21 protein-coding genes are annotated in these 19050 nt (G+C 64.7%); 12 read left to right on the top strand and 9 right to left on the bottom strand.

The genetic code is table 11. The annotated features are described in order from the left end of the window. Positions 1-282 precede the first annotated feature (282 nt). Positions 283-2307, top strand: a complete 2025-nt coding sequence (gene rpoD, locus QFZ88_RS06285; protein WP_024923666.1) for an RNA polymerase sigma factor RpoD — start codon at positions 283-285, stop codon at positions 2305-2307. A gap of 80 nt (positions 2308-2387) precedes the next feature. Continuing rightward, positions 2388-2648, top strand: a complete 261-nt coding sequence (locus QFZ88_RS06280; RefSeq protein WP_024923665.1) for a DUF333 domain-containing protein — start codon at positions 2388-2390, stop codon at positions 2646-2648. Between the two features lie 147 nt (positions 2649-2795). On the opposite strand, the gene QFZ88_RS06275 is transcribed toward QFZ88_RS06280, so the two are convergent. The 3 genes from QFZ88_RS06275 to QFZ88_RS06265 all read right to left on the bottom strand — a co-directional run bounded on the left by QFZ88_RS06275 (position 2796) and on the right by QFZ88_RS06265 (position 6950). After that, positions 2796-4970 carry an inverse autotransporter beta-barrel domain-containing protein gene (locus QFZ88_RS06275; protein ID WP_024923664.1) on the bottom strand — a complete coding sequence of 725 codons (2175 nt, stop codon included), beginning with the start codon at positions 4968-4970 and terminating at the stop codon, positions 2796-2798. A 169-nt stretch (positions 4971-5139) separates the two neighbouring features. Further along, positions 5140-5889: a DUF930 domain-containing protein gene (locus QFZ88_RS06270; RefSeq protein ID WP_051504760.1), complete on the bottom strand. Its 750-nt coding sequence runs from the start codon at positions 5887-5889 to the stop codon at positions 5140-5142. A gap of 227 nt (positions 5890-6116) precedes the next feature. Continuing rightward, positions 6117-6950 carry an N-acyl homoserine lactonase family protein gene (locus QFZ88_RS06265; protein ID WP_024923662.1) on the bottom strand — a complete coding sequence of 278 codons (834 nt, stop codon included), beginning with the start codon at positions 6948-6950 and terminating at the stop codon, positions 6117-6119. 152 nt (positions 6951-7102) lie between these two features. Here QFZ88_RS06265 and QFZ88_RS06260 point away from each other — a divergent pair, with 152 nt between their 5' ends. The 4 genes from QFZ88_RS06260 to QFZ88_RS06245 all read left to right on the top strand — a co-directional run bounded on the left by QFZ88_RS06260 (position 7103) and on the right by QFZ88_RS06245 (position 9900). Then, positions 7103-7987, top strand: a complete 885-nt coding sequence (locus tag QFZ88_RS06260) for a helix-turn-helix transcriptional regulator (protein ID WP_024923661.1) — start codon at positions 7103-7105, stop codon at positions 7985-7987. A 19-nt stretch (positions 7988-8006) separates the two neighbouring features. Beyond that, a complete protein-coding gene (locus QFZ88_RS06255) occupies positions 8007-8618 on the top strand; it encodes a LysE family translocator (protein WP_024923660.1) in 612 nt (203 codons plus the stop codon). A gap of 182 nt (positions 8619-8800) precedes the next feature. Continuing rightward, entirely contained in the window at positions 8801-9454 is a 654-nt protein-coding gene (locus QFZ88_RS06250; protein WP_024923659.1) for a PadR family transcriptional regulator, read from the top strand. 149 nt (positions 9455-9603) lie between these two features. After that, positions 9604-9900, top strand: a complete 297-nt coding sequence (locus QFZ88_RS06245) for an HlyU family transcriptional regulator (RefSeq protein WP_024923658.1) — start codon at positions 9604-9606, stop codon at positions 9898-9900. A 218-nt stretch (positions 9901-10118) separates the two neighbouring features. Here QFZ88_RS06245 and QFZ88_RS06240 read toward each other — a convergent pair whose 3' ends face one another. Next, the gene (locus tag QFZ88_RS06240) at positions 10119-10766 is read right to left on the bottom strand and encodes an FMN-dependent NADH-azoreductase (RefSeq protein WP_024923657.1); all 648 of its coding nucleotides are present in this window, start codon (positions 10764-10766) and stop codon (positions 10119-10121) included. A gap of 120 nt (positions 10767-10886) precedes the next feature. Here QFZ88_RS06240 and QFZ88_RS06235 point away from each other — a divergent pair, with 120 nt between their 5' ends. Further along, the gene (locus QFZ88_RS06235) at positions 10887-11894 is read left to right on the top strand and encodes a LysR family transcriptional regulator (protein ID WP_024923656.1); all 1008 of its coding nucleotides are present in this window, start codon (positions 10887-10889) and stop codon (positions 11892-11894) included. Here QFZ88_RS06235 and QFZ88_RS06230 read toward each other — a convergent pair. Then, a complete protein-coding gene (locus QFZ88_RS06230) occupies positions 11834-12439 on the bottom strand; it encodes a TetR/AcrR family transcriptional regulator (protein WP_024923655.1) in 606 nt (201 codons plus the stop codon). The genes QFZ88_RS06235 and QFZ88_RS06230 overlap by 61 nt on opposite strands. Before the next feature lie 68 nt (positions 12440-12507). Between QFZ88_RS06230 and QFZ88_RS06225 the strand changes: the two genes are divergently transcribed. Next, positions 12508-12933, top strand: a complete 426-nt coding sequence (locus QFZ88_RS06225) for a VOC family protein (protein ID WP_024923654.1) — start codon at positions 12508-12510, stop codon at positions 12931-12933. Between the two features lie 113 nt (positions 12934-13046). After that, the gene (locus tag QFZ88_RS06220) at positions 13047-13958 is read left to right on the top strand and encodes an arginase family protein (protein ID WP_024927316.1); all 912 of its coding nucleotides are present in this window, start codon (positions 13047-13049) and stop codon (positions 13956-13958) included. 1 nt (position 13959) lies between these two features. On the opposite strand, the gene QFZ88_RS06215 is transcribed toward QFZ88_RS06220, so the two are convergent. After that, the gene (locus tag QFZ88_RS06215; RefSeq protein ID WP_024923652.1) at positions 13960-14913 is read right to left on the bottom strand and encodes a S1C family serine protease; all 954 of its coding nucleotides are present in this window, start codon (positions 14911-14913) and stop codon (positions 13960-13962) included. A gap of 167 nt (positions 14914-15080) precedes the next feature. On the opposite strand from QFZ88_RS06215, the gene QFZ88_RS06210 reads away from it, so the two are divergent. Next, positions 15081-15950 carry a S1C family serine protease gene (locus QFZ88_RS06210; protein ID WP_024923651.1) on the top strand — a complete coding sequence of 290 codons (870 nt, stop codon included), beginning with the start codon at positions 15081-15083 and terminating at the stop codon, positions 15948-15950. Positions 15951-16103: 153 nt separating this feature from the next. Beyond that, on the top strand, positions 16104-16703 hold the full coding sequence (locus QFZ88_RS06205; RefSeq protein WP_051504759.1) for a response regulator transcription factor: 600 nt from the start codon (positions 16104-16106) through the stop codon (positions 16701-16703). A gap of 54 nt (positions 16704-16757) precedes the next feature. Here QFZ88_RS06205 and QFZ88_RS06200 read toward each other — a convergent pair whose 3' ends face one another. After that, positions 16758-17147, bottom strand: coding sequence for a type II toxin-antitoxin system VapC family toxin (locus tag QFZ88_RS06200; protein ID WP_024923650.1), 390 nt, complete (start codon positions 17145-17147; stop codon positions 16758-16760). Next, on the bottom strand, positions 17144-17407 hold the full coding sequence (locus tag QFZ88_RS06195) for a type II toxin-antitoxin system VapB family antitoxin (protein WP_024923649.1): 264 nt from the start codon (positions 17405-17407) through the stop codon (positions 17144-17146). Before QFZ88_RS06195 ends, QFZ88_RS06200 begins: the two co-directional genes overlap by 4 nt. 166 nt (positions 17408-17573) lie before the next feature. Between QFZ88_RS06195 and QFZ88_RS06190 the strand changes: the two genes are divergently transcribed. After that, positions 17574-18440 (top strand): SDR family oxidoreductase, encoded by an 867-nt coding sequence (locus QFZ88_RS06190; RefSeq protein ID WP_024923648.1) that lies wholly within the window; start codon positions 17574-17576, stop codon positions 18438-18440. Between the two features lie 27 nt (positions 18441-18467). Here the strand turns inward: QFZ88_RS06190 and QFZ88_RS06185 are convergent, their stop codons facing one another. Further along, the gene (locus tag QFZ88_RS06185; RefSeq protein ID WP_024923647.1) at positions 18468-18992 is read right to left on the bottom strand and encodes a TIGR00645 family protein; all 525 of its coding nucleotides are present in this window, start codon (positions 18990-18992) and stop codon (positions 18468-18470) included. Positions 18993-19050: the final 58 nt, after the last annotated feature.

Raw genomic sequence — 19050 nt, 5'->3', positions numbered from 1 at the left:
GATTCGCTTTTTTAAGGCGAATCATGCGAGAGGCGCTTGACCTTCTGGCAGAATGACGGAATCAGAACGATTCGAAACGTTAACCCATGCCCGGCATTGGCGGGAAATAACGACCTATGCACTGGACGGGAAGGGGATCCCGCCACAGATATCAGGGTTAATCTGGACTTAAGTGAGATGCAGGTACTGGCTTGGCAGGCGCGTGAGTTAAGCGAACGCAACTGATTTGCCCGGTTCAGCAGCGATGCGGTCCCTAGAGAGGCCGCCTGGAGAAGACTTAGAATGGCGACTAAGGAAAAGGAAGAGGTCGAAACCGAACGCGAGGGCACGACCGATGGCCCGCTGCTCGACCTCTCCGATGATGCTGTCAAGAAGATGATCAAGGCCGCCAAGAAGCGCGGCTACGTCACCATGGACGAACTGAATTCGGTGCTGCCTTCGGAGGAAGTGACCTCCGAGCAGATCGAAGACACGATGGCCATGCTTTCCGACATGGGCATCAACGTGGTCGAGGACGACGAGCAGGGCGAAGAAGCCGAGGCCGCCGAAGGCGATGCCGAGGAAGATGCCAACGAGCTTGCCGAACAGACCGGCACGGCCGTTGCCGCCACCCCGACCAAGAAAGAGCCGACCGACCGTACCGACGATCCGGTGCGCATGTATCTGCGCGAGATGGGTTCGGTGGAGCTATTGTCGCGCGAGGGCGAAATCGCCATCGCCAAGCGCATCGAGGCCGGCCGCGAGACGATGATCGCGGGCCTTTGCGAAAGCCCGCTGACCTTCCAGGCCATCATCATCTGGCGCGACGAACTCAACGAAGCCAAGATCCTGCTGCGCGAGATCATCGATCTCGAAGCCACCTATGCCGGCCCCGAGGGCAAGCAGGCACCGGTGGTGGAGCGCATCGAGGAAGACAACAAGCCGAAGGACGAGCCCAAGGCAGGGCGCCGCCGCGGCGACGACGAAGACGACATCACCAATGTCGGCGGCGATACCCGCGGCCTCGAAGAGGACGAGGAAGACGAGGACGAGGCGAGCCTGTCGCTGGCGGCGATGGAAGCCGAGCTGCGTCCGCAGGTGATGGAGACGCTCGACGTCATCGCCGACACCTACAAGAAGCTGCGCAAGCTGCAGGACCAGCAGGTCGAGAACCGTCTCGCCGCCGCCGGCACGCTTTCGCCGAGCCAGGACCGCCGGCTGAAGGAGCTGAAGGACCAGCTGATCACGGCGGTGAAGTCGCTGTCGCTCAACACCGCCCGCATCGAGGCGCTGGTCGAGCAGCTCTACGACATCAACAAGCGCCTGGTGCAGAATGAAGGCAAGCTGTTGCGCCTGGCCGAAAGCTATGGCGTGCGCCGCGAGGAGTTCCTGCGCGAATACCAGGGTTCGGAACTCGACCCGAACTGGACCCGTTCGATCGCCAATCTGACGACGCGCGGCTGGAAGGAATTCACCAAGAACGAGAAGGACGCCATCGGCGACCTGCGCGCCGAAATCCAGAACCTCGCCACCGAGACGGCGATCTCGATCCTGGAATTCCGCAAGATCGTCAACCAGGTGCAGAAGGGCGAGCGCGAAGCGGCGATCGCCAAGAAGGAAATGGTCGAGGCCAATCTGCGCCTCGTCATCTCCATCGCCAAGAAATACACCAATCGCGGCCTGCAGTTCCTGGATCTGATCCAGGAAGGCAATATCGGCCTGATGAAGGCGGTCGACAAATTCGAATACCGCCGTGGCTACAAGTTCTCCACCTACGCCACGTGGTGGATCAGGCAGGCGATCACCCGTTCGATCGCCGACCAGGCCCGCACGATCCGTATTCCGGTGCACATGATCGAGACGATCAACAAGATCGTGCGCACCTCGCGCCAGATGCTGCACGAGATCGGCCGCGAGCCGACGCCGGAAGAACTGGCCGAAAAGCTCGCCATGCCGCTGGAAAAGGTGCGCAAGGTGCTGAAGATCGCCAAGGAGCCGATCTCGCTCGAAACGCCGGTCGGCGACGAGGAGGATTCGCACCTCGGCGATTTCATCGAGGACAAGGGCGCGATCCTGCCGATCGACGCCGCGATCCAGGCGAACCTGCGCGAGACGACGACGCGCGTGCTGGCTTCGCTGACGCCACGCGAGGAGCGCGTGCTGCGGATGCGCTTCGGCATCGGCATGAACACCGACCACACGCTGGAAGAAGTCGGCCAGCAGTTCTCGGTGACACGCGAACGTATCCGCCAGATCGAGGCCAAGGCGCTGCGCAAGCTCAAGCACCCGAGCCGGTCGCGCAAGCTCAGAAGCTTCCTCGACAGCTAAGAAGATCAAGCCCGGGCATCGTCCCGGGCTTTTTTCTGCGCCGGTGCTATAGTGGCCGCCGATCGGAAAGAGAGGCGGACATGAACTACATTGCGAGGACGCTTGCCTGTCTGGCTGTTCTGGTGCCCGGCATGACGGGGCCGGTTGCAGCGGGCACAATGCCAAAGACGACCACCCTGGCCAATCCGGCTTCCGTCCACTGTGGCAAGCTTGGCGGGCGCTTGAAGATCAAGAAAGACGCCGCCGGCAACCAGACCGGCTATTGCTACCTGCCCAATGGCAGCGTGTGCGAGGAATGGGCACTGTTCCGCGACAAGAAGTGCGTGCCGCCGAAACGCTGACCGCAACGGAGAAAAGCGCGATCCCGACGCGCGAATTTAAAATGTTAGAGCGTCCTTTGCGTGTCCGAATGGAGGCGCGGCGCTCTAGCCGGCGCCGGGATCGTGCCTTGCGGCCCTCGCCGCAGGGATGGTGCGAGGGCCGATGGGTCAGAGGCAATTGGCCTTGAAGTTGCCGCCGTTGAGTTCGCGTCCGTTGAGCGTGAGCGCGGTTCCGGGTGGCTGGGTGAGCGAGCCGTTGACGTAGGAACCGAAGCTCGACACCAGGCAGTTGCGCGGCGTGCCCTTGACCGTCACGTCGCCGCCGATATCGACCGCCGGACCCATGAAATAGAGGCCGGCCTTGGCGGCGTTTTCGACGCGCAGCTTGTCGAAGGTGACGTTCTTGACCGGACCGCCGAGGAAATCCCAGTCGCTGCCATAGATGAAGGCGCCGTAGGTGCCGGCATTGGTGATCGTCACATCCCTGAAATGGATGTCGGAGACCGGGTTGAGGAAGATGCCGGCATTGCGGGTGTCGTCGACCGTCAGCCCGTTGACGCGGACATTGGTGGTCCTTGCCTCCTCCGGCAAGGTCGAGGCGGTGACCAGCATCAGGCCGTTGATGCCGCCCTTCAGCGTCATATCGGTGATGGCGACGTTGGAGGTGCCCTGCAAAACGACCAGATCCATGTCGAGCCCCTGCGCGGAATTGTCGACGGTGACCTTGTTCATGGCGACGTCGTTGGCGGCGACCAGCAACACGCCCTCGCGCCGCGACTTGGAGATGGCGACGTTGTCGAGCTTGATGCCGGTGGCGGCATGGGTGATGACGGGCGGCCAACCGCTGTCGTCGATGCGGCTGCCGGCGAAGATGCCGTAGGTGACGCTGTCGATGACGGTGTCGCGTATGGTGAGCCCGCTGGTGCCGAGCGCGCTGATGGCGGCATAGGGCGCGCGGTTGGGATCGCCGACGGCGAATTCGCAATCGGTGTTGCTGTTGCAGATGGTGAGATCGCGGATTTTGGTCTTTTCGATCAGCGCGCCGCTGACATTGTCGAGGCGGATGCCGTCGCCGGCCGTGCGGCTGATCTCGACGTCGCGAACGGTGATGCCGGTGGCGCCGTTGCTGGCGATGCCGGCAAGGCCGCCGCTGATCGCCAGATGCTCGATGGTGGCGCCGGAGGCCATGGCGACGACATTGGCGAGCGGGTTGCTGCCGGCCAGGCGCGTTGCCGCGCCGTCATTGCGGAAGGCGGCCTCGAAGCGGCTGGTCGTGCCGCGCACGCCGATGACGCCGCCACCGCCGAGCATATATTGCCCGGTGCCGAGCTGCATCGTCTGGCCGAGCGCGATGTCGCCGCTGGCCAGAACCAGCGCATTGCCGCCGGCGGCGGCGAGCGCTGCATTGATGGCCCTGGCATCGCCGGTGGCGGCGGAGACGGCGACCACCTTGCCGATCGTGCGGCCGTTGGCGACGAATTCGGCCGTCTCGACCGCTCCGGTGGCGCCGGCATAGGTGCGGAGGAAATCAGCGCGCTCGACCTGCTGGAACATCGGGTCGAAGGCCGCCTGGCCGGTGCGGCTCGAACCGCCGAGCGGCACGCGCAGGCGGGCGGTGAGGGCAAACTCCGTGCGGTCTTCCTTATCGTAGGAGACGGAGGCGCCGAGCGCCAGAGTGGAACCGGAAACGCCGGGCAGGCCGGCAAAGCTCAATTCCGCGCGCGCCCTGACGCCGAGCGTATCGTCGATGGCGCCCTTGCCGTCATACCAGTAGGTGCCGCCGAACACCTTTATCTGCGCCGCAATGTCTTGCGGAAACACCGGCAGGCGCAGGCCGGCCTCGGCATCGAAGCCGCCGCGGGCGATTTCGCCGCCGGCGCGGAATTTCAGCTCGTCGCCGGCGATGAAGGCGCGGCTGAGACTTGCGATAGCCTTTTCGTCGGTCAGCGGCAGATAGACATTGGCGCGCGCCTCATAGAGCGGGCCGAGCGCCTCGGCGCCAAAGGAGAGCTGGTTGAAGCTGTGGCCATGGTCGCTGTTGAAGGTGTCGAAATAACCATAGGCGCCATAGACCCAGTCGTTGGCCGCGCGATGGCGGAAGCCGAGACCGAACGAGCCCTGGCGGGCGGAGCCTTCGACGAAGGAGCCGCTGGCATCGAAGAAAGCGCCGTTGGCGCCGCCGTCGAACAGGAAGGGCACGAAAAGACCGATGCCGCCGCTGCCCCGGCCATAGGCGAGATTGCCGTCGAACTGGAGGATCGGCTGCTGCACCTGCGCGAGGGCATGACTGGAGAGGGCGGTGCCGGTGATCAGCGCCGCTGCGAAAAGCTTTGGAAATGTCATGATGAACGTTTGGGATTCCGATTGAACGATTGTTCGGATAGGATACTTGATTAAAAGAGTCTAGTTTATTCCGGAAATTCCCGCGGCCAGCTGTGGATGGAATTTAGTCCAGCGTTTCAAGAGCTTGATGCCTGGTCTCGACGTACGTGAGGCAATCCGTCCCGTTGGTTCAATCGGCCGGCCCGTCGTCGAGTGTCAGGTCGTGGCTTGCCCACTGGTCGCGCGGGATCTCCTTGCCGAGCAGGAATTCGAAGGCGACGACGGTCTTGAGATCCGGCGCGACGGTGCAATTGAATTTCAGTTCGTACCAATGGCGCTTGCTGCGCACCGCGCCGCCCTTGGCTTCCATCGCCCCGCCGGCAAGTTTCACCTCGGCCATGGCATAGGGGACGACGAGATCGGGTTGGAAATCGGCCCGCTGCTGGCGCACCTGCGCGAGTGCCTCGATGTCACAGAGCTGGATGATGCGTTCCTGTGGCGCCAGAAGCGGCAAGGCGCGGCGCGCGCCGCGGCTGCGGGGATCGGCAAGCACACGGGCGGAATAGAATTTTTCGACCCAGATCATCGGTTGCGGGGCGGGCGCCGGCGGCGGGGTGGGGATAGCCGGTTGCTGCGCTGGCGCGTTGGGTGCCGTCTCGGATTTTGCGGCCGGAACAGGCTCGCTCGCTGGCGCGGGTCCAGGCGGCGGCGGCACGAAATCGACTTTGATACTTTCGATCGGCAATGGCTTGAGCGCAGGCGGCGTCGGCAACAAGGCGAGTACCGTCAGCAACAGGAGATGCAGGAGGAAGGACGCGCCGACACCGAGCGGCAGGTCGGCGCGATCCGGTGGCACCGCAATTGCCGGCGCACGGCCGAAGCCGCGGCCAGCGCTCGCGGCAAGGGCTACCGGTTCGATGGCGATGGGCGGAGCGCGCAAGGAAGGGTTTCGTCAAAACGCGTGGACAGTGACAGCCCGGACCCAAGGACAACTGTGCGGCAGTTTGGCGATGATGGGAAGCGGTGTCGTGCACCGTATGGCGGGCCATCCGCGCCGGGTGGCAGCGCGGCAGCCGGCATCCCGGCTGACAAACTGATTCAACACGCTGCGCGTTTGATTCTGGAAACCCGGCCAACTCATTGGCCGGGTTTCGCTTTTCGCCTTGCCTATTTCGCGCTGGCCGGGAAGGCCGCCAGTTTGGCGATGTCGTCCGCGTCGTGCTGGACGACGAGGGTGGCGCCGAGGGTTTTGGCCATCGACTGCAGCCGCGCCATCGAGGCGAGGCTGTCGGCGCGGTCGGTGTTGAAGGGCGGCACGCCACCGGTTTCGAACTGCTTCTCGAAATGAGCGACGTCGCCGGTGAGCAGCACCGGCCCATTCTTGGCCAGCCGCACCAGCAATGCGTGGCTGCCGGGCGTGTGGCCGGGAGCGGACAGCATGACGATGGAGCCATCGCCGAAGACATCCTTGTCGCCTTCGACCGCGTCCACCGGGGCGCCGCCGCTCAGCCACGGCGCCGCAAGGTCCGGCATGGCGCCGAAGGGCGGCGGGTTGGTCTTCAGCGCTTCGAAGTCGGCCTTGCCGATCATCAGGCGTGCCTTCGGGAAATCGGCGGCCTGGCCAAGATGATCGAAATGATAGTGGCTGATGCCGACCCGGGCGATGGCCTCCGGCTGGACGCCGATTTGCCTCAGCTGGTCCGGCAGGGTGCGATCGAGCGTCGGCGCCAGCGCTTGGTCGGCCGCCATCGGCTTGCCGAGCAGGGCAGCCGGCAGGCCGGTGTCCCACAGCATGTAATCGCCGTCGTGGCGAATGAGATAGCAGCTGTCGGTCAGTGTCTTCTTCTGGCCGGCATAAGCGAAGGTGTCTGAGAAGATGCTGAGGTCGTTGACCGCGATGCGGCCGCAGTCCAGGCGCCACAGTTCGATTTGCGGGGCGGCATCGGCGATCGCTGCCGTGCCTGAAAATGCGGCGGCGAGCATGAAGGTTTTGAAAATCATTGTCTTCGGTCCTGCGTTGGTGACGATGGCAACGCCATCGCTGCGGGGTTTTACAGGCTTGGTCGCGCTGCTCGTGCCCAAGGCGCTCGGTTTCTGTGCCCGAAACGCTCAATTGCGTTGTGCCGCGGCGCGTGGTCGACTAGGCTCTCGCTATGAACGACACGCCGCGTCGAAACCTTGCCGAGCGCCTGCTGAAGGCATTGCGGCCGCTTGCGCTCGATCCGGCGCGGCCACGCAAGCAGCCCGGCATGCACCCGCATGGCCGGCAATTGTTCAGCTATTGCTGCTTCACGTCGGAGCGGCTGGCCCGCGTCATCAATGAAAAGCCGATCATCGGCATCGTGCTCAGCGGTTCCAAGGAAATCTGGCTGGGCGATGCCGGGCAGCGCTTCGAGGCCGGCGATGTATTCGTGTTTCCGCACGGACGCGCCTTCGACGTGGTCAATGTGCCGTCGGAAACGACCGGCATCTATGAATCGCTGATCGTCGAGATCGCGCGCATACCCGAATCCGTGCGCCGCCTCGGCCAGCCGCTGCGGGCGCCCGCCGCCGGGCTCGACCTACGCGTGCCGCTGACGGAGGAATTGGCCGACGCACTGCCCCATGCGGCGGTGGTCCTGGCCGCGTCCGGCCACGCTGGCGCCCTGGCCGAACACAGACTGGCCGAAGTGCTGCTTCTGCTGCGCGAGGTGCCGGCGGCGGCATGGCTGTTCGAGGTCTCGCTGGCCGAGCATGTCGCCTGGCTGATCGCCTCCGAACCGGCACGCCGCTGGACGGCGGAAGCGATCGGCCGCGCGCTTGGCATAGGTGCCTCGACGCTGCGGCGTCGGCTTGTCGAGGATGGCACGTCGCTGAGGGCGGTGCTGGCCGACACGCGCATGCAGCTTGCCCACGACATCCTGGCCAAAGGCGAGGGCAACGTCACCGCCGCCATCGGCGCTGCGGGCTATGCCTCGCGCTCGCATTTCGGCCGTCAGTTCCGCGGCCGCTATGGCGCTTCGCCGAGCGCGGTGCGCCAGCAAGGTTCAACCGAATAGCAGATGTGAGGAGATTTCAGTGTCGCCGGAATTCCTGATCACCACCTTGATCATCGTCGCGTCGCCGGGCACCGGCGTCGTCTATACGCTTGCCGCCGGGCTGTCGCGCGGCGGGCGCGCCAGCGTGCTGGCCGCCTTTGCCTGTACGCTGGGCATCGTGCCGCATCTGATCGCCGCGCTGACCGGCCTGGCGGCGCTGCTGCATGCCAGCGCGGTTGCTTTCGAGATCGTCAAATATGCGGGCGTCGCCTATCTGCTCTACATGGCCTGGCAGAGCCTGCGCGAACATGGCACGCTGAAGATCGAGGCCAAGCCCGATGCGCGCAGCGCGCGCCAGGTGTTGGTCGACGGCATCCTGATCAACCTGCTCAACCCAAAACTGTCGATCTTCTTCGTCGCCTTCCTGCCGCAGTTCATCGCGCCGACGGAACCGAATGTGCTGTTGCGCATGCTGGAACTGTCGGGTGTGTTCATGGCGGCCACCTTCATCATCTTCGCCATCTACGGCCTGTGCGCGGCTTCGGTGCGCGACCGGATCGTCGGCAGCCCGCGGGTGATGACCTGGCTGAGGCGCAGCTTCGCCGCCGCCTTCGTGGCGCTGGGCGCGAAACTGGCGCTGACCGAGCGCTGAGGGCGTCCATCGAAGCTTGGAGAAAAGGGCGGCGCGAGCCGCCCTTTTTGCATTGGGACGCCGGATATCCGGATCAAGTGCCACTTCACGACGTGTAAGATGCATCTTAAGATATATCTTGACTCTGATCGTGCATGCTCCTACTTAAGATATATCGTAAGACATAACTTAAGGAATTTCCAATGCACAGACATCATTCATTCAGCGAACGTGCCGAGCAGGCATTCTGGCATATGGCCGGTCGTTTCGGCGGCGGGCGTGGCGGCCATGGTCCATTCGGCCACGGCCGGCGCGGCCATGGCGGACCGGGCGACGTGCTGCGCGCCGGCCGCATGTTCGGCGACGGCGATCTCAAGTTGATCGTGCTTTCGCTGCTCGCCGACGCGCCGCGCCACGGCTACGACATCATCCGGGCGCTGGAAGAGCGTTCCAGCGGCATCTACAGCCCGAGCCCGGGCGTGATCTACCCGACGCTGACTTTCCTGGAAGAGGCCAGCTATGCCGTCTCGTCCGCCGACGGCGCCAAGAAGGTGTTTTCCATCACCGAGGCCGGCGCGGCGCATCTCGGCGAAAACCGCGACATGGTGGAGCGCGCGCTCGATCATCTCGAGCGGGTCGGCGCCAAGATGGCCAAGGCCCGCGAATGGTTCGGCTGGGACGACGACCGCGAGCGGCATGGCCGCGACGACCGCCGCAATCCCGAACTGCGCCTGCTGCGTCGCCGCCTGCGCGCGGCCCTGGCTGAAGTCATCGAGGCGCCGGCCGACAAGCAGGCCGAGGCCGCCAGTATCCTGAAGGATGCCGCCGAGGCACTGGAGGCGCTGGTGAAGCGCTAAACGATCCAGCGGCATTGTTGAAAACGGGCAGGCCGGCGAAAAGTGCCGTGCTTGCCCGTTGCCGTCTGGGCGGCTACTGAACGGTTGAGTTGGCAAGTCGAGGGCGAGTTCCAGCCCGCCATGCCCAGCAAAACCGGTGGAGGTCGCCCATGTCCTTTCTGAAACGTCTTTTCGGTGGCGGCGCCAGCGAGCCGGAGGCATCGGGCAAGGGCAAGGTGGCGAAGGAGATCGAGCACAAGGGCTTTGTCATTGCCGCGACGCCCTACAAGTCCGATGGCGGCCAGTACCAGACCTGCGGCGTCATCTCCAAGGAGATCGACGGCGTGGTCAAGGAACACCGCTTCATTCGCGCCGACCGTTTCGCCGGGCTCGACGACGCCGTCGACATCTCGCTGAAGAAAGGCATTCAGCTGGTCGACGAGCAGGGCGAGCGCATTTTCGGTTAGGGTGCGCTGATATTCAAGCGAGGCCGGCCTGCAAATGGCGGCCTTCTGCGCTTCCGGTGCTCACGTACTTCAATGTATGCTGCGCTCCGGTTCTCGAAATCCGCCATTTTCGGCTCGGCCTGCCTTGAATCTCAACGCACCCCAAGCCTCACTCAGATCTCCAAAAACGACAACAGCCGCCGTGTCGCCACGGCGGCTGTTGCGTTGGTCGACCTTGATCAGGCCGCGGCAGCCGAGAGAGCAATTTCGGTAGCCGAGGCAGCGATGGCGTCGACCTGTTTCCCGGCATTGGCAAGGGCAGCCTTCACGGCATCCTCGCCCATGCCAACGCCCTCGACGCGGATGACCTCGACGTCGGTCATGCCGTTGAAGGCGAGCACGCTCTTCAGATAGGGCACTGCGAAGTCCATCACCGCGGCCGGGCCTTCGGAATAGATGCCGCCGGAAGCCAGCACGACATAGACCTTCTTGCCGGTGACCAGGCCCTTCGGACCGTTGGCGGTGTAGGAAAAGGTCTTGCCCGAACGCGAGATGTGGTCGACCCACGACTTCAGCGTCGAGGAAATCGAGAAGTTGATGAAGCCGGTGGCAAGCACGATGTGGTCGGCGGCGAACAGTTCGTCGACGGCGACATCGGAGACGCTGACCAGGTCGGTCTGGCGCGGCGTGCGGGCTTCAGCCGGCGTGTAGATGCCGGTGGCGTAGTCAGGCTCGATATGCGGCAGCGGGTTGGCGACGAGGTCGCGGGTGGTGACGGTGGAGCCCGGCAGGGCGGCCTGCAGCTTGGTGGCAAGTTCGGTGGCGACGCGGGTGGAATGCGAGGCAGCGCCGCGCGGGCTCGAAGTGACGAGAAGGATGTTGGACATTTTTGCTCTCCGTTGGTGATGGCGGACAACCGCCTGATTTCGGAGACAGAGATAATCCTCGACACTCATCCAAAAAATTGGGAAAATATGTATCGAATGTATCCAGAAAATGGATAAGCCATGCAGGCGAACCCGACCCTTGACCAGTTGCAGGTGTTCCTGGCGGTAGCTGAGACCGGCAGCTTCTCCCGCGCTGCCCGCCACCTCAACCGCGCCCAATCAGTGATCAGCTATACGATCGCCAATCTGGAGGGACAGCTGGAACTCAAATTGTTCACGCGCGAAGGCACGCGTGAACCGACGCTGACGGCCGAGGGCAAGGCGATGCTGGCCGATGCACGGCGCATGATCGGCGTGCTGCAGGACATCCGCGCCCGCGCGGACGGGCTGAAGCGCGGCCTGGAAGCCGAACTGGCGATCGCCGTCGACGTGACGGTGCCTTCACCGGCGCTGGTCAGGACACTCGCCGCCTTTGAGGTGGAGTTTCCGTCGGTGTCGCTGAAACTCAATGTCGGAGCGCTCGGCGTGATCTGGGACCAGCTGGCGCAGCGGCTCAGCGATCTCAGTTTCGGCGGCCAACCGCAAACGCTCGGCGACGAATTGGTGTCGGTGCGCGTCGGCGATGCCTCGATGACGCCGGTCGCGGCACCCGGCCACCCGCTTGCCACCTACCAGGGCAGGGTGCCGCTGTCGGAAGTGCGCGAGCATATCCAGCTCGTCGTTTCCGATGTCAGCAAGATCACCGAGGGCAAGGAGTTCAGCGTCTTCGCCTACCGCACCTGGCGCATGACCGACATGTCGACCAAGCGCGACCTAATCCTGTCCGGTCTCGGCTGGGGCGGCCTGCCAACCTGGATGATCCTTGAGGATGTGTCGGCTGGCCGGCTCAAGATCCTCGACCTCGAACCCTATCCGGAGCGGCCTTATCCGCTGCACGCCTTCTACCGGGCCGACACGCCGCCGGGACCAGCGGGAAGCTGGCTGATCGAGCGGTTCAAAGAGGAATTGCCGAAGGTCTGTTCGACATTGCAGCATATGAGCGAACGCGAGGAGCGGCTGAGGGCGGCTCAAGAGCCTGACGGACTGCGCATCAGCCCGTCGATGACGGCGGCAAGCACCGCCCGGTAGTCGTCGGGGGAACCACCGGCGTCGACGGCAAGGGCGGCGCGGTCGAAGGCCGCGCCCAGCAGCGATGTCAGCGCATCCAGGGGCAATCTCGGCAGGTCGCCGGCGCGCATCGTCGCCGCCAGACCTTCGCGCAGGGTGCGGTTGCCATGACGGGCGTCGATGGCGTCCATCTCGGCACGGCCGAGTACGGCAGGGCCGTCGACCAGGAGCAGACGGGTGCGACCGGGCACGCCCATGGCGCCGATATAGGCTTCGCCGCCGGCAAGCAGCGCATCGCGCGCCGATAGCGTGGTGGGCGCGGTCCGCTCGATCTCGGCGGCGACCGCGGCCGCCTCGGCATCGACCACGGCGCGGAACAGCGCCTGCTTGTCGACGAAGTGGTGGTAGAGCGCGCCGCGCGTGAGGCCGGCGGCCGCCACGATCTCCGGCGTGCCGGTCTCGGCATAGGATTTTTCCGTGAAAAGCCGGCGCGCGGCGGCGATCAGGTCGCTGCGCGTGGCCTCGGTGCGGTCGCGGTTGGAACGGCGCGGATTGGCCACTTGCATACATGCAGCCTGTATGTTATTTCGATCTACATGCAGACTGTATGTTTATTTCAAGAGGAAGAAAAGCCATGAAAACCACCAGCTATTATCCCGTATTGATGACCGGCGACGTGGCCGGCACCACGGCGTTCTATGTCGAGCATTTCCGCTTCAGGCCGCTGTTCGAAAGCGACTGGTACGTGCATCTGCAATCGTCCGAGGACAAACGTGTCAATCTCGGCATCGTGCAGGGCGACCACGAGACGATCCCGGCGGAAGGGCGCGGCCGTGCCTCCGGTCTGCTGATCAATTTCGAGGTAAAGGATGTCGACGCCGTGCATGAGCGCCTTGTCGCGGCCGGCCTGCCGATCCTGCGCTCGCTGCGCGACGAGGCGTTCGGTCAGCGCCACTTCATCACCCGCGACCCCAATGGCGTGCTGATCGACGTGATCAGGCCGATCCCGCCGAGCGAGGAGTTTCTGCCGCAGTTCGCGCCGGAGGCAGTCGGCGTCTGAGCGGACCAGTTTGACAGCAGTTGTCGGCAGTCTACGGGTTGCCGATCCGGCCAAGATGACATCGTCCCGACGAACGACCTATGGTGGGCCCGGCGAACAACCGGGCCCTTTCCATGCGCGATCTCTGCCTTATCCGGGCACCGTTCAATCTTGGCCTCAGGCCACTGAGGCCCGGTCATGAACCGGGCACCTGGCGGGCGCCGCAGGCATTGACCGACGCCGGGCTGCTCGAGGCGCTGGCGCCGGCGCGGATTGTCGACCTCGATCGACCTGCCTACAGCACCGAGCCGCAGCCGGGCACCAGGCTGCGCAACGGCCCGGCGATCCGGACCTTCAGCCTGCAACTGGCCGATATCGTCGCCGAGACCGTCGGGCGAGGGCAATTTCCGCTGATCGTCGGCGGCGATTGCACCGTCCTGCTCGGCGGGTTGGCCGGCGCGCGACGGTCAGGGCTGCTGTCGCTGGTGCATGTCGACGGTCACAGCGACTTCCGCCATCCAGGCAATGATGACGACAATCTGCCGCTGGGCTCGGCCGCCGGGATGGACCTGGCGGCGGCGACCGGCCGTGGCGAGGCCTTGCTCACCGAATGGCCGGGCATAGAGGGGCCGTTGCTGCGCGACGATCAGGTGGCCCAGATCGGCGAGCGGGAAAGCCGCGATGCCGATTTTGCCTGGCACGACATCGCGGCGACCGAGATGACGCTGGTCGACGTGTTTGCCGCACGCGAACTCGGCGCGGCAGGCGTGCTCGCACGGGTCGAGCCGGTGCTGGCGCGCGGCGGCGGCCGTTTCTGGCTGCATTTCGACGTCGACGCGCTGGACCAGACTTTCATGCCGGCGGTGGATTCGCCGGGCAGCCCGGGTATCGATCCGGACGAACTCGTCGCTATCCTGGGAACGCTGGCGGCAAGGCCGGGCTGCATCGGCATGGATGTGACGATCTTCGATCCCGACCTCGATCCGACCGGCGAACTGGCGGCGTGGCTGGTGGCTCTTTTGCGGCGGGTGTTGACCGCCACCTAGCTCAGGAAGGTCTTGCAGTCGGTGTGACCGCGATGCGGCTGACGCCGCTGCGGCGTAACACCGTGCAGACCGTCTCGCGGCCGATGCGCTCGGCATCGAGCATCCTGACCAGATCGTCGACACCGGTGACGGGCCTTCCGTCGATGGCGGCGATGATGTCGCCTTCCTTCAGGCCCGATTTTGCTGCCGGCCCGGAGGGGTCGACTGTGCGCAGCCGCACCGCCGTGCTGCTGGTAACCTGCGAGAGCAAAGCGGCGCGGCGCGGCAGGTTGGTCGTATCGGCGGAGACGCCGATGAAGGCGCGGCGCACCCGGCCGAAGCGGATGATCTCGGAGATGACGAAATTGGCGGTGTTGGAGGCGACGGCGAAGGCGATGCCCTGTGCGCCCGGGATCATGGCGGTGTTGACGCCGATCACCTCGCCGGCGGACGAGACCAGCGGCCCGCCGGAATTGCCGGGATTGAGCGCCGCATCGGTCTGGATGACGTCGTCGATCAGCCGGCCGGTGGTGGCGCGCATCGAACGGCCGAGCGCCGAGACGACGCCGGCGGTGACGGTCCATTCGAAGCCGAGCGGATTGCCGATGGCGATGGCGATCTGGCCGCGCCTGAGCCGTTTGGAATCGCCGAGCGGCGCGACATTGGCAAACGAGCCGCCGGCGCGCACCAGTGCGATGTCGGTGTCGGGATCTGAGCCGAGCACGCGGCCCTCGTCGACGCTGCCATCAGGCATGGCGACACGCACGGCGCGGGCATCGCCGACCACGTGGAAATTGGTGACGATCAGCCCGTCCGGCGAAATGACGAAACCCGAGCCATGGCCGCCACGGCCGCCGATGCGTTCGATGCGGCACACGGCCGGGCCGATACGGTCGACGGCATCGGCGACCGTCATAGAATAGGCATCGAGCAGGGCGTCGTCGCGGGGGGAGGGGTCGAAAGCGGGCAGCGCCATGGCAGGCTCCGTGTGATTTTGCGGATCGATGCCTATATGTGCGGAGCGCGCCGCTTTGCCGCGACCTGACCAGATGGCCAGAAGCAAGCCGGACTAGCCGTCAGGCGAGTATCATTGCCCGCCAAGGACAGCGATATCTGGAGCAGACAAGAACTCTGGAGGTCACAATGAGCGACTTCAATCTCGGCGCCTTTTCGGATGCCGTCGCCGACATCGCGGCAAAGGCGGCACCCGCCGCCGCCAGCCTGCGCGTCCATCACGGGCGCACCGCCACAGCCTTCCATTGGGGCGACGGCTTTTTCGTCGCCGCCGAGGAAATCCTCGACGCGGACGAGGACATCGAACTGACGCTCGGCTCGGGCGAGACCGTGAAGGCGACGCTCGCCGGGCGCGACCCTTCGACCGGCATCGCCCTTTTGAAATCGGACCGGTCCGGCCTGCCGGCGCTGGCGAAAGCAGGGGCCGTGCGGCCCGGCCATGTCGCCATCGCCATCGGCAACGGCGAAGGTGCGGCACTCAGCGTGCTTGGAACGGTCGCCGAGGTCGGGCCTGCCTGGCGCTCGATGCGCAGCGGCACCATCGACCGGCGTATCAACCTGGCCGTCGGCACCGGCGGGCGCTTCGAAGGCGGCCCGGTGCTGGATGCTAAAGGCGACCTGATCGGTATGCTTTTGTTCGGTCCGCGCCGGCGCGCGCTGGTCATCCCGTTCGAGACCATCGAGCGCACTGTGGCGGTGCTGAAGGAAAAAGGCCATGTCGTGCGCGGTTATCTGGGCGCGGCGCTGCATCCGGCGCGCGACGGCGACGCGGTCGGCGCCATGGTGATGAGCCTTGACGACAGCGGTCCGGCGAAGGCCGCCGGCCTGCATGTCGGCGACATCATCGTGGCCTGGAACGGCGAGCCCGTCGAAGGACCGCGCGGGCTGATGCGCAGGCTGGGGCCGGACAGCGCAGGCACCCAGGTGAAACTCGACATCCTGCGTGGCGGCAGCCGTAGCGAGGTTGTCGTGACGATCGGCGAAAAGCCGCTGAACTGAGAGGATCGCCTGGAACTTGATCAGGCCGGGCTGCAAATTGCGAGGATCTGCGCTCCGATGCTCACGTACTTTAAGTACGCTCCGCTTCGGTGCTCGCTTCTCGCCATTTTCGCCACGGCCTGTTCAAGTTCCAGGCAATCCTAGGGAGTACCGATGGCAGAGAGCAGACGACTGACAGTGCTGATCGCGCTCGGCGATGCCGGGCGGGCCGAGCGGCTGTCGGCGTCGCTGGCTGCCGGCGAGGACTTCACGCCCGTAACTGTGGGCAGCGCGGCCGGCATCGATGTGGCAATTGTCGACAACGCAGCCTTTCCTTTGGACGTGCCGCTGGTGCTGTTGTCGGCCCGTCCGGTTCCGGCGGTCAATGGTGGCGCCGGTCGCGTCTTCGCTGTTTTGCCGCCCAATGCCGAGGACGGGCTGATCGCCGCTGCCGCCCGCCTGGCGACGGCCGGATACCATGCGGTGCGCGACGAGGATGCTTTCGAACCGACCGGCTTCGCGGCGGAGCCGGACGACCATGCAAACGGCTCGGCGGACCATGATGGGGCGGTGCGGCCGGCGCTGTCGCCGCGCGAAGCCGAGGTGCTGGCACTGCTCGCCGAAGGCGCGCCCAACAAGGTGATCGCCCGCCGGCTCGACATTTCCGTGCACACCGCCAAGTTCCACGTCGCGGCGATCCTGACCAAGCTTGGCGCAGCCAACCGCACTGACGCGATTGCCATCGCCATGCGGCAAGGGCTGGTGCTGGTCTAGGGCGCGTTGGGATTGCAGCGCGGCCGGCCCCGTCGAGATCTTTTGCATGTCCTGTCAGGCTGCTGCCTCGATGTCGGTCTGGCGGAAGTCGTCGCCCTTGAACAGCAGCGGCATCGCTTCCAGCTTGGCCGTGGCGTAGGAAATGCAATCGCCGAAATTCAGGCCAGCGGCGTGGCGCCCCTTGCCGTAACGCAGGAAGGCCTGACGGGCGACGGCGGCATGGTCTGGAGTGAAGGTTGTGGTTTCGATTTGTGCCGTCCGCAGCAGATCATCGAGAAGTTCGGGCCCTTGTTCGCCTTTCCTGCCGAGGATGACCATCGTGGCTTCCAGCAAGGTCGGAGCAGCGATGCGCTTCAACGGCGCCTGCTGCAGAACGCGCAGATAATTCTCGAAGCCTTCTTCAGCCAGCAGAATTGCGATCAGCACCGAAGTGTCGACGATCACTTCGAGGGGATCCCGAATTCGTCATAGCCGAGGATCTCGTCCTCGGTCAGATCGGTGTCCGTTGGGATTAGGGCGGAACGCTCAACGATCGCCATCAGCTTGTTGTACATGTCATTCGGCGCTTCGCGTGGCACCAGCCTTTCGCGCGCCACCTCGCGCTCAAGGCTTTGCCGGATCGCTTCGGTCACCGACACGCGTCGACGCCGCGCCAGTTCGCGCGCCAGTTTCTCGACCTGTGCATTCTTGATCGACAACGCCATTATATGTTCTACCTTTTTATATAGAATATATACTCGCCATCGCGACGCTGCAATCGCGCCCAGGAAAGGTGGGCCTCCGCAGCGTCACCACGGCGTTGGCCGGTTCGCCCTTGCGCGATGGTGGCAGCCGGGCAAGGATCGGCCATCGCTGCAGGGAGGCCGCATCATGTCGCTCAAGGGAAAAACGCTGTTCATTTCGGGCGGCTCGCGAGGCATCGGCCTGGCGATCGCGCTGCGCGCCGCACGCGATGGCGCCAACGTCACCATCGCCGCCAAGACCGACACCCCGCATCCGAAGCTGCCGGGCACGATCCACACGGCGGCGCAGGAGATCGAGCAGGCCGGCGGCGAGGCGCTGCCGGTGCTGTGCGACATCCGCGAGGAAGCGCAGGTGGCGGAGGCAGTGGCGAAGACAGTCGAGCGCTTCGGCGGCATCGACATCTGCATCAACAATGCCAGCGCCATCCAGCTGACCGGCACGCTGGAAACCGACATGAAGCGCTACGATCTGATGCACCAGATCAACACGCGCGGCACGTTCCTGGTCTCCAAAATGTGCGTTCCGCACCTGAAGTTGGCGCAAAATCCTCACATTTTGAATCTGGCGCCGCCGCTCGACATGAAAGCCAAGTGGTTCAAGGGCCATGTCGCCTACACGATGGCGAAATTCGGCATGTCGATGTGCACGCTGGGCATGAGCGCGGAGTTCGCTTCCGCCGGCATTGCGGTCAATTCCCTGTGGCCGCTGACGACGATCGATACGGCTGCGGTGCGCAATCTTCTGGGCGGCAACACGGTCGCCGCGATGAGCCGGTCGCCGGAGATCATGGCCGATGCGGCGCACGCCATCCTGACCCGGCCGTCTGGCGAGGCGACGGGCAATTTCTATATCGATGAAGAGGTACTGCGCGCCGAGGGCATCACCGATTTCTCGCACTACGCGCCGGGCGCCAAGGGCGCGCTGGCCGGCGACTTCTTCGTGCCGGACGAGGTTTTCGCGCGCAGCGACACCAAGCTGACCGGGCTGTTCTGAGCCCGGTTGCGAACCGGGCTGCGCCGGTCAGATATCTTCCGACACTTTCTTCCCGCCCTTTCCGTGGCCCATCAGCCGGTCGATATAGGCCAGCATCAGCGCCGACAGGACGAAGGTGAGGTGGATCAGGGTCAGCCACATCAACTGCTCGGTCGAATAGGACGAGGAGTTGAGGAACACCTGCAGGAGGTGGATCGAGGAAATGGCCACGATCGTCGAGGCGACCTTCACCTTCAGCGAGCCGACGTCGATGGTACCCAGCCAGTGCACCTTGCCTTCATGCTCGTCGAAGCGGCTGACGAAGTTTTCGTAGCCGGAGATGATGACCATTACCACCAGCGAGGCGACAAGGGCTGCGTCGATCAGGCCGAGGATCTTCAGGATCGTGTCGGTGTCGTCCAGGATCATGACCTTGGAGATGAATTCGTAGAGTTTCTTGGCGAAGGACATCGCGTAGATGGCGAGCGCCAGGCCGAGCCCGAGGTAGAAAACCACCAGCAGCCAGCGCGAGGCCAGGATGATGGATTCGACGGCAAGTTCGAGGCGTTTCATAAAAAGGCGTCCGTGCTTCTGGGCGTGTTGAGGGCGGAACGATGTCGGCCTGCAAGGC

It is taken from the genome of Mesorhizobium sp. YL-MeA3-2017 (genome assembly GCF_030814575.1).
GTDB lineage: Bacteria > Pseudomonadota > Alphaproteobacteria > Rhizobiales > Rhizobiaceae > Mesorhizobium > Mesorhizobium terrae.
The sequence above is the reverse complement of the archived record's forward strand: the minus strand, read 5'-3'. Positions and strand labels throughout refer to the sequence as shown.

Coding starts and splice junctions, on each gene's coding strand:
- QFZ88_RS06220 (WP_024927316.1), top strand. CDS start 13,047: ATGCGCGATCTCTGCCTTATCCGGGCACCGTTCAATCTTGGCCTCAGG.
- QFZ88_RS06225 (WP_024923654.1), top strand. CDS start 12,508: ATGAAAACCACCAGCTATTATCCCGTATTGATGACCGGCGACGTGGCC.
- QFZ88_RS06280 (WP_024923665.1), top strand. CDS start 2,388: ATGAACTACATTGCGAGGACGCTTGCCTGTCTGGCTGTTCTGGTGCCC.
- QFZ88_RS06210 (WP_024923651.1), top strand. CDS start 15,081: ATGAGCGACTTCAATCTCGGCGCCTTTTCGGATGCCGTCGCCGACATC.
- rpoD (WP_024923666.1), top strand. CDS start 283: ATGGCGACTAAGGAAAAGGAAGAGGTCGAAACCGAACGCGAGGGCACG.
- QFZ88_RS06205 (WP_051504759.1), top strand. CDS start 16,104: ATGGCAGAGAGCAGACGACTGACAGTGCTGATCGCGCTCGGCGATGCC.
- QFZ88_RS06230 (WP_024923655.1), bottom strand. CDS start 12,439: ATGCAAGTGGCCAATCCGCGCCGTTCCAACCGCGACCGCACCGAGGCC.
- QFZ88_RS06235 (WP_024923656.1), top strand. CDS start 10,887: ATGCAGGCGAACCCGACCCTTGACCAGTTGCAGGTGTTCCTGGCGGTA.
- QFZ88_RS06185 (WP_024923647.1), bottom strand. CDS start 18,992: ATGAAACGCCTCGAACTTGCCGTCGAATCCATCATCCTGGCCTCGCGC.
- QFZ88_RS06215 (WP_024923652.1), bottom strand. CDS start 14,913: ATGGCGCTGCCCGCTTTCGACCCCTCCCCCCGCGACGACGCCCTGCTC.
- QFZ88_RS06245 (WP_024923658.1), top strand. CDS start 9,604: ATGTCCTTTCTGAAACGTCTTTTCGGTGGCGGCGCCAGCGAGCCGGAG.
- QFZ88_RS06195 (WP_024923649.1), bottom strand. CDS start 17,407: ATGGCGTTGTCGATCAAGAATGCACAGGTCGAGAAACTGGCGCGCGAA.
- QFZ88_RS06240 (WP_024923657.1), bottom strand. CDS start 10,766: ATGTCCAACATCCTTCTCGTCACTTCGAGCCCGCGCGGCGCTGCCTCG.
- QFZ88_RS06260 (WP_024923661.1), top strand. CDS start 7,103: ATGAACGACACGCCGCGTCGAAACCTTGCCGAGCGCCTGCTGAAGGCA.
- QFZ88_RS06250 (WP_024923659.1), top strand. CDS start 8,801: ATGCACAGACATCATTCATTCAGCGAACGTGCCGAGCAGGCATTCTGG.
- QFZ88_RS06190 (WP_024923648.1), top strand. CDS start 17,574: ATGTCGCTCAAGGGAAAAACGCTGTTCATTTCGGGCGGCTCGCGAGGC.
- QFZ88_RS06275 (WP_024923664.1), bottom strand. CDS start 4,970: ATGACATTTCCAAAGCTTTTCGCAGCGGCGCTGATCACCGGCACCGCC.
- QFZ88_RS06265 (WP_024923662.1), bottom strand. CDS start 6,950: ATGATTTTCAAAACCTTCATGCTCGCCGCCGCATTTTCAGGCACGGCA.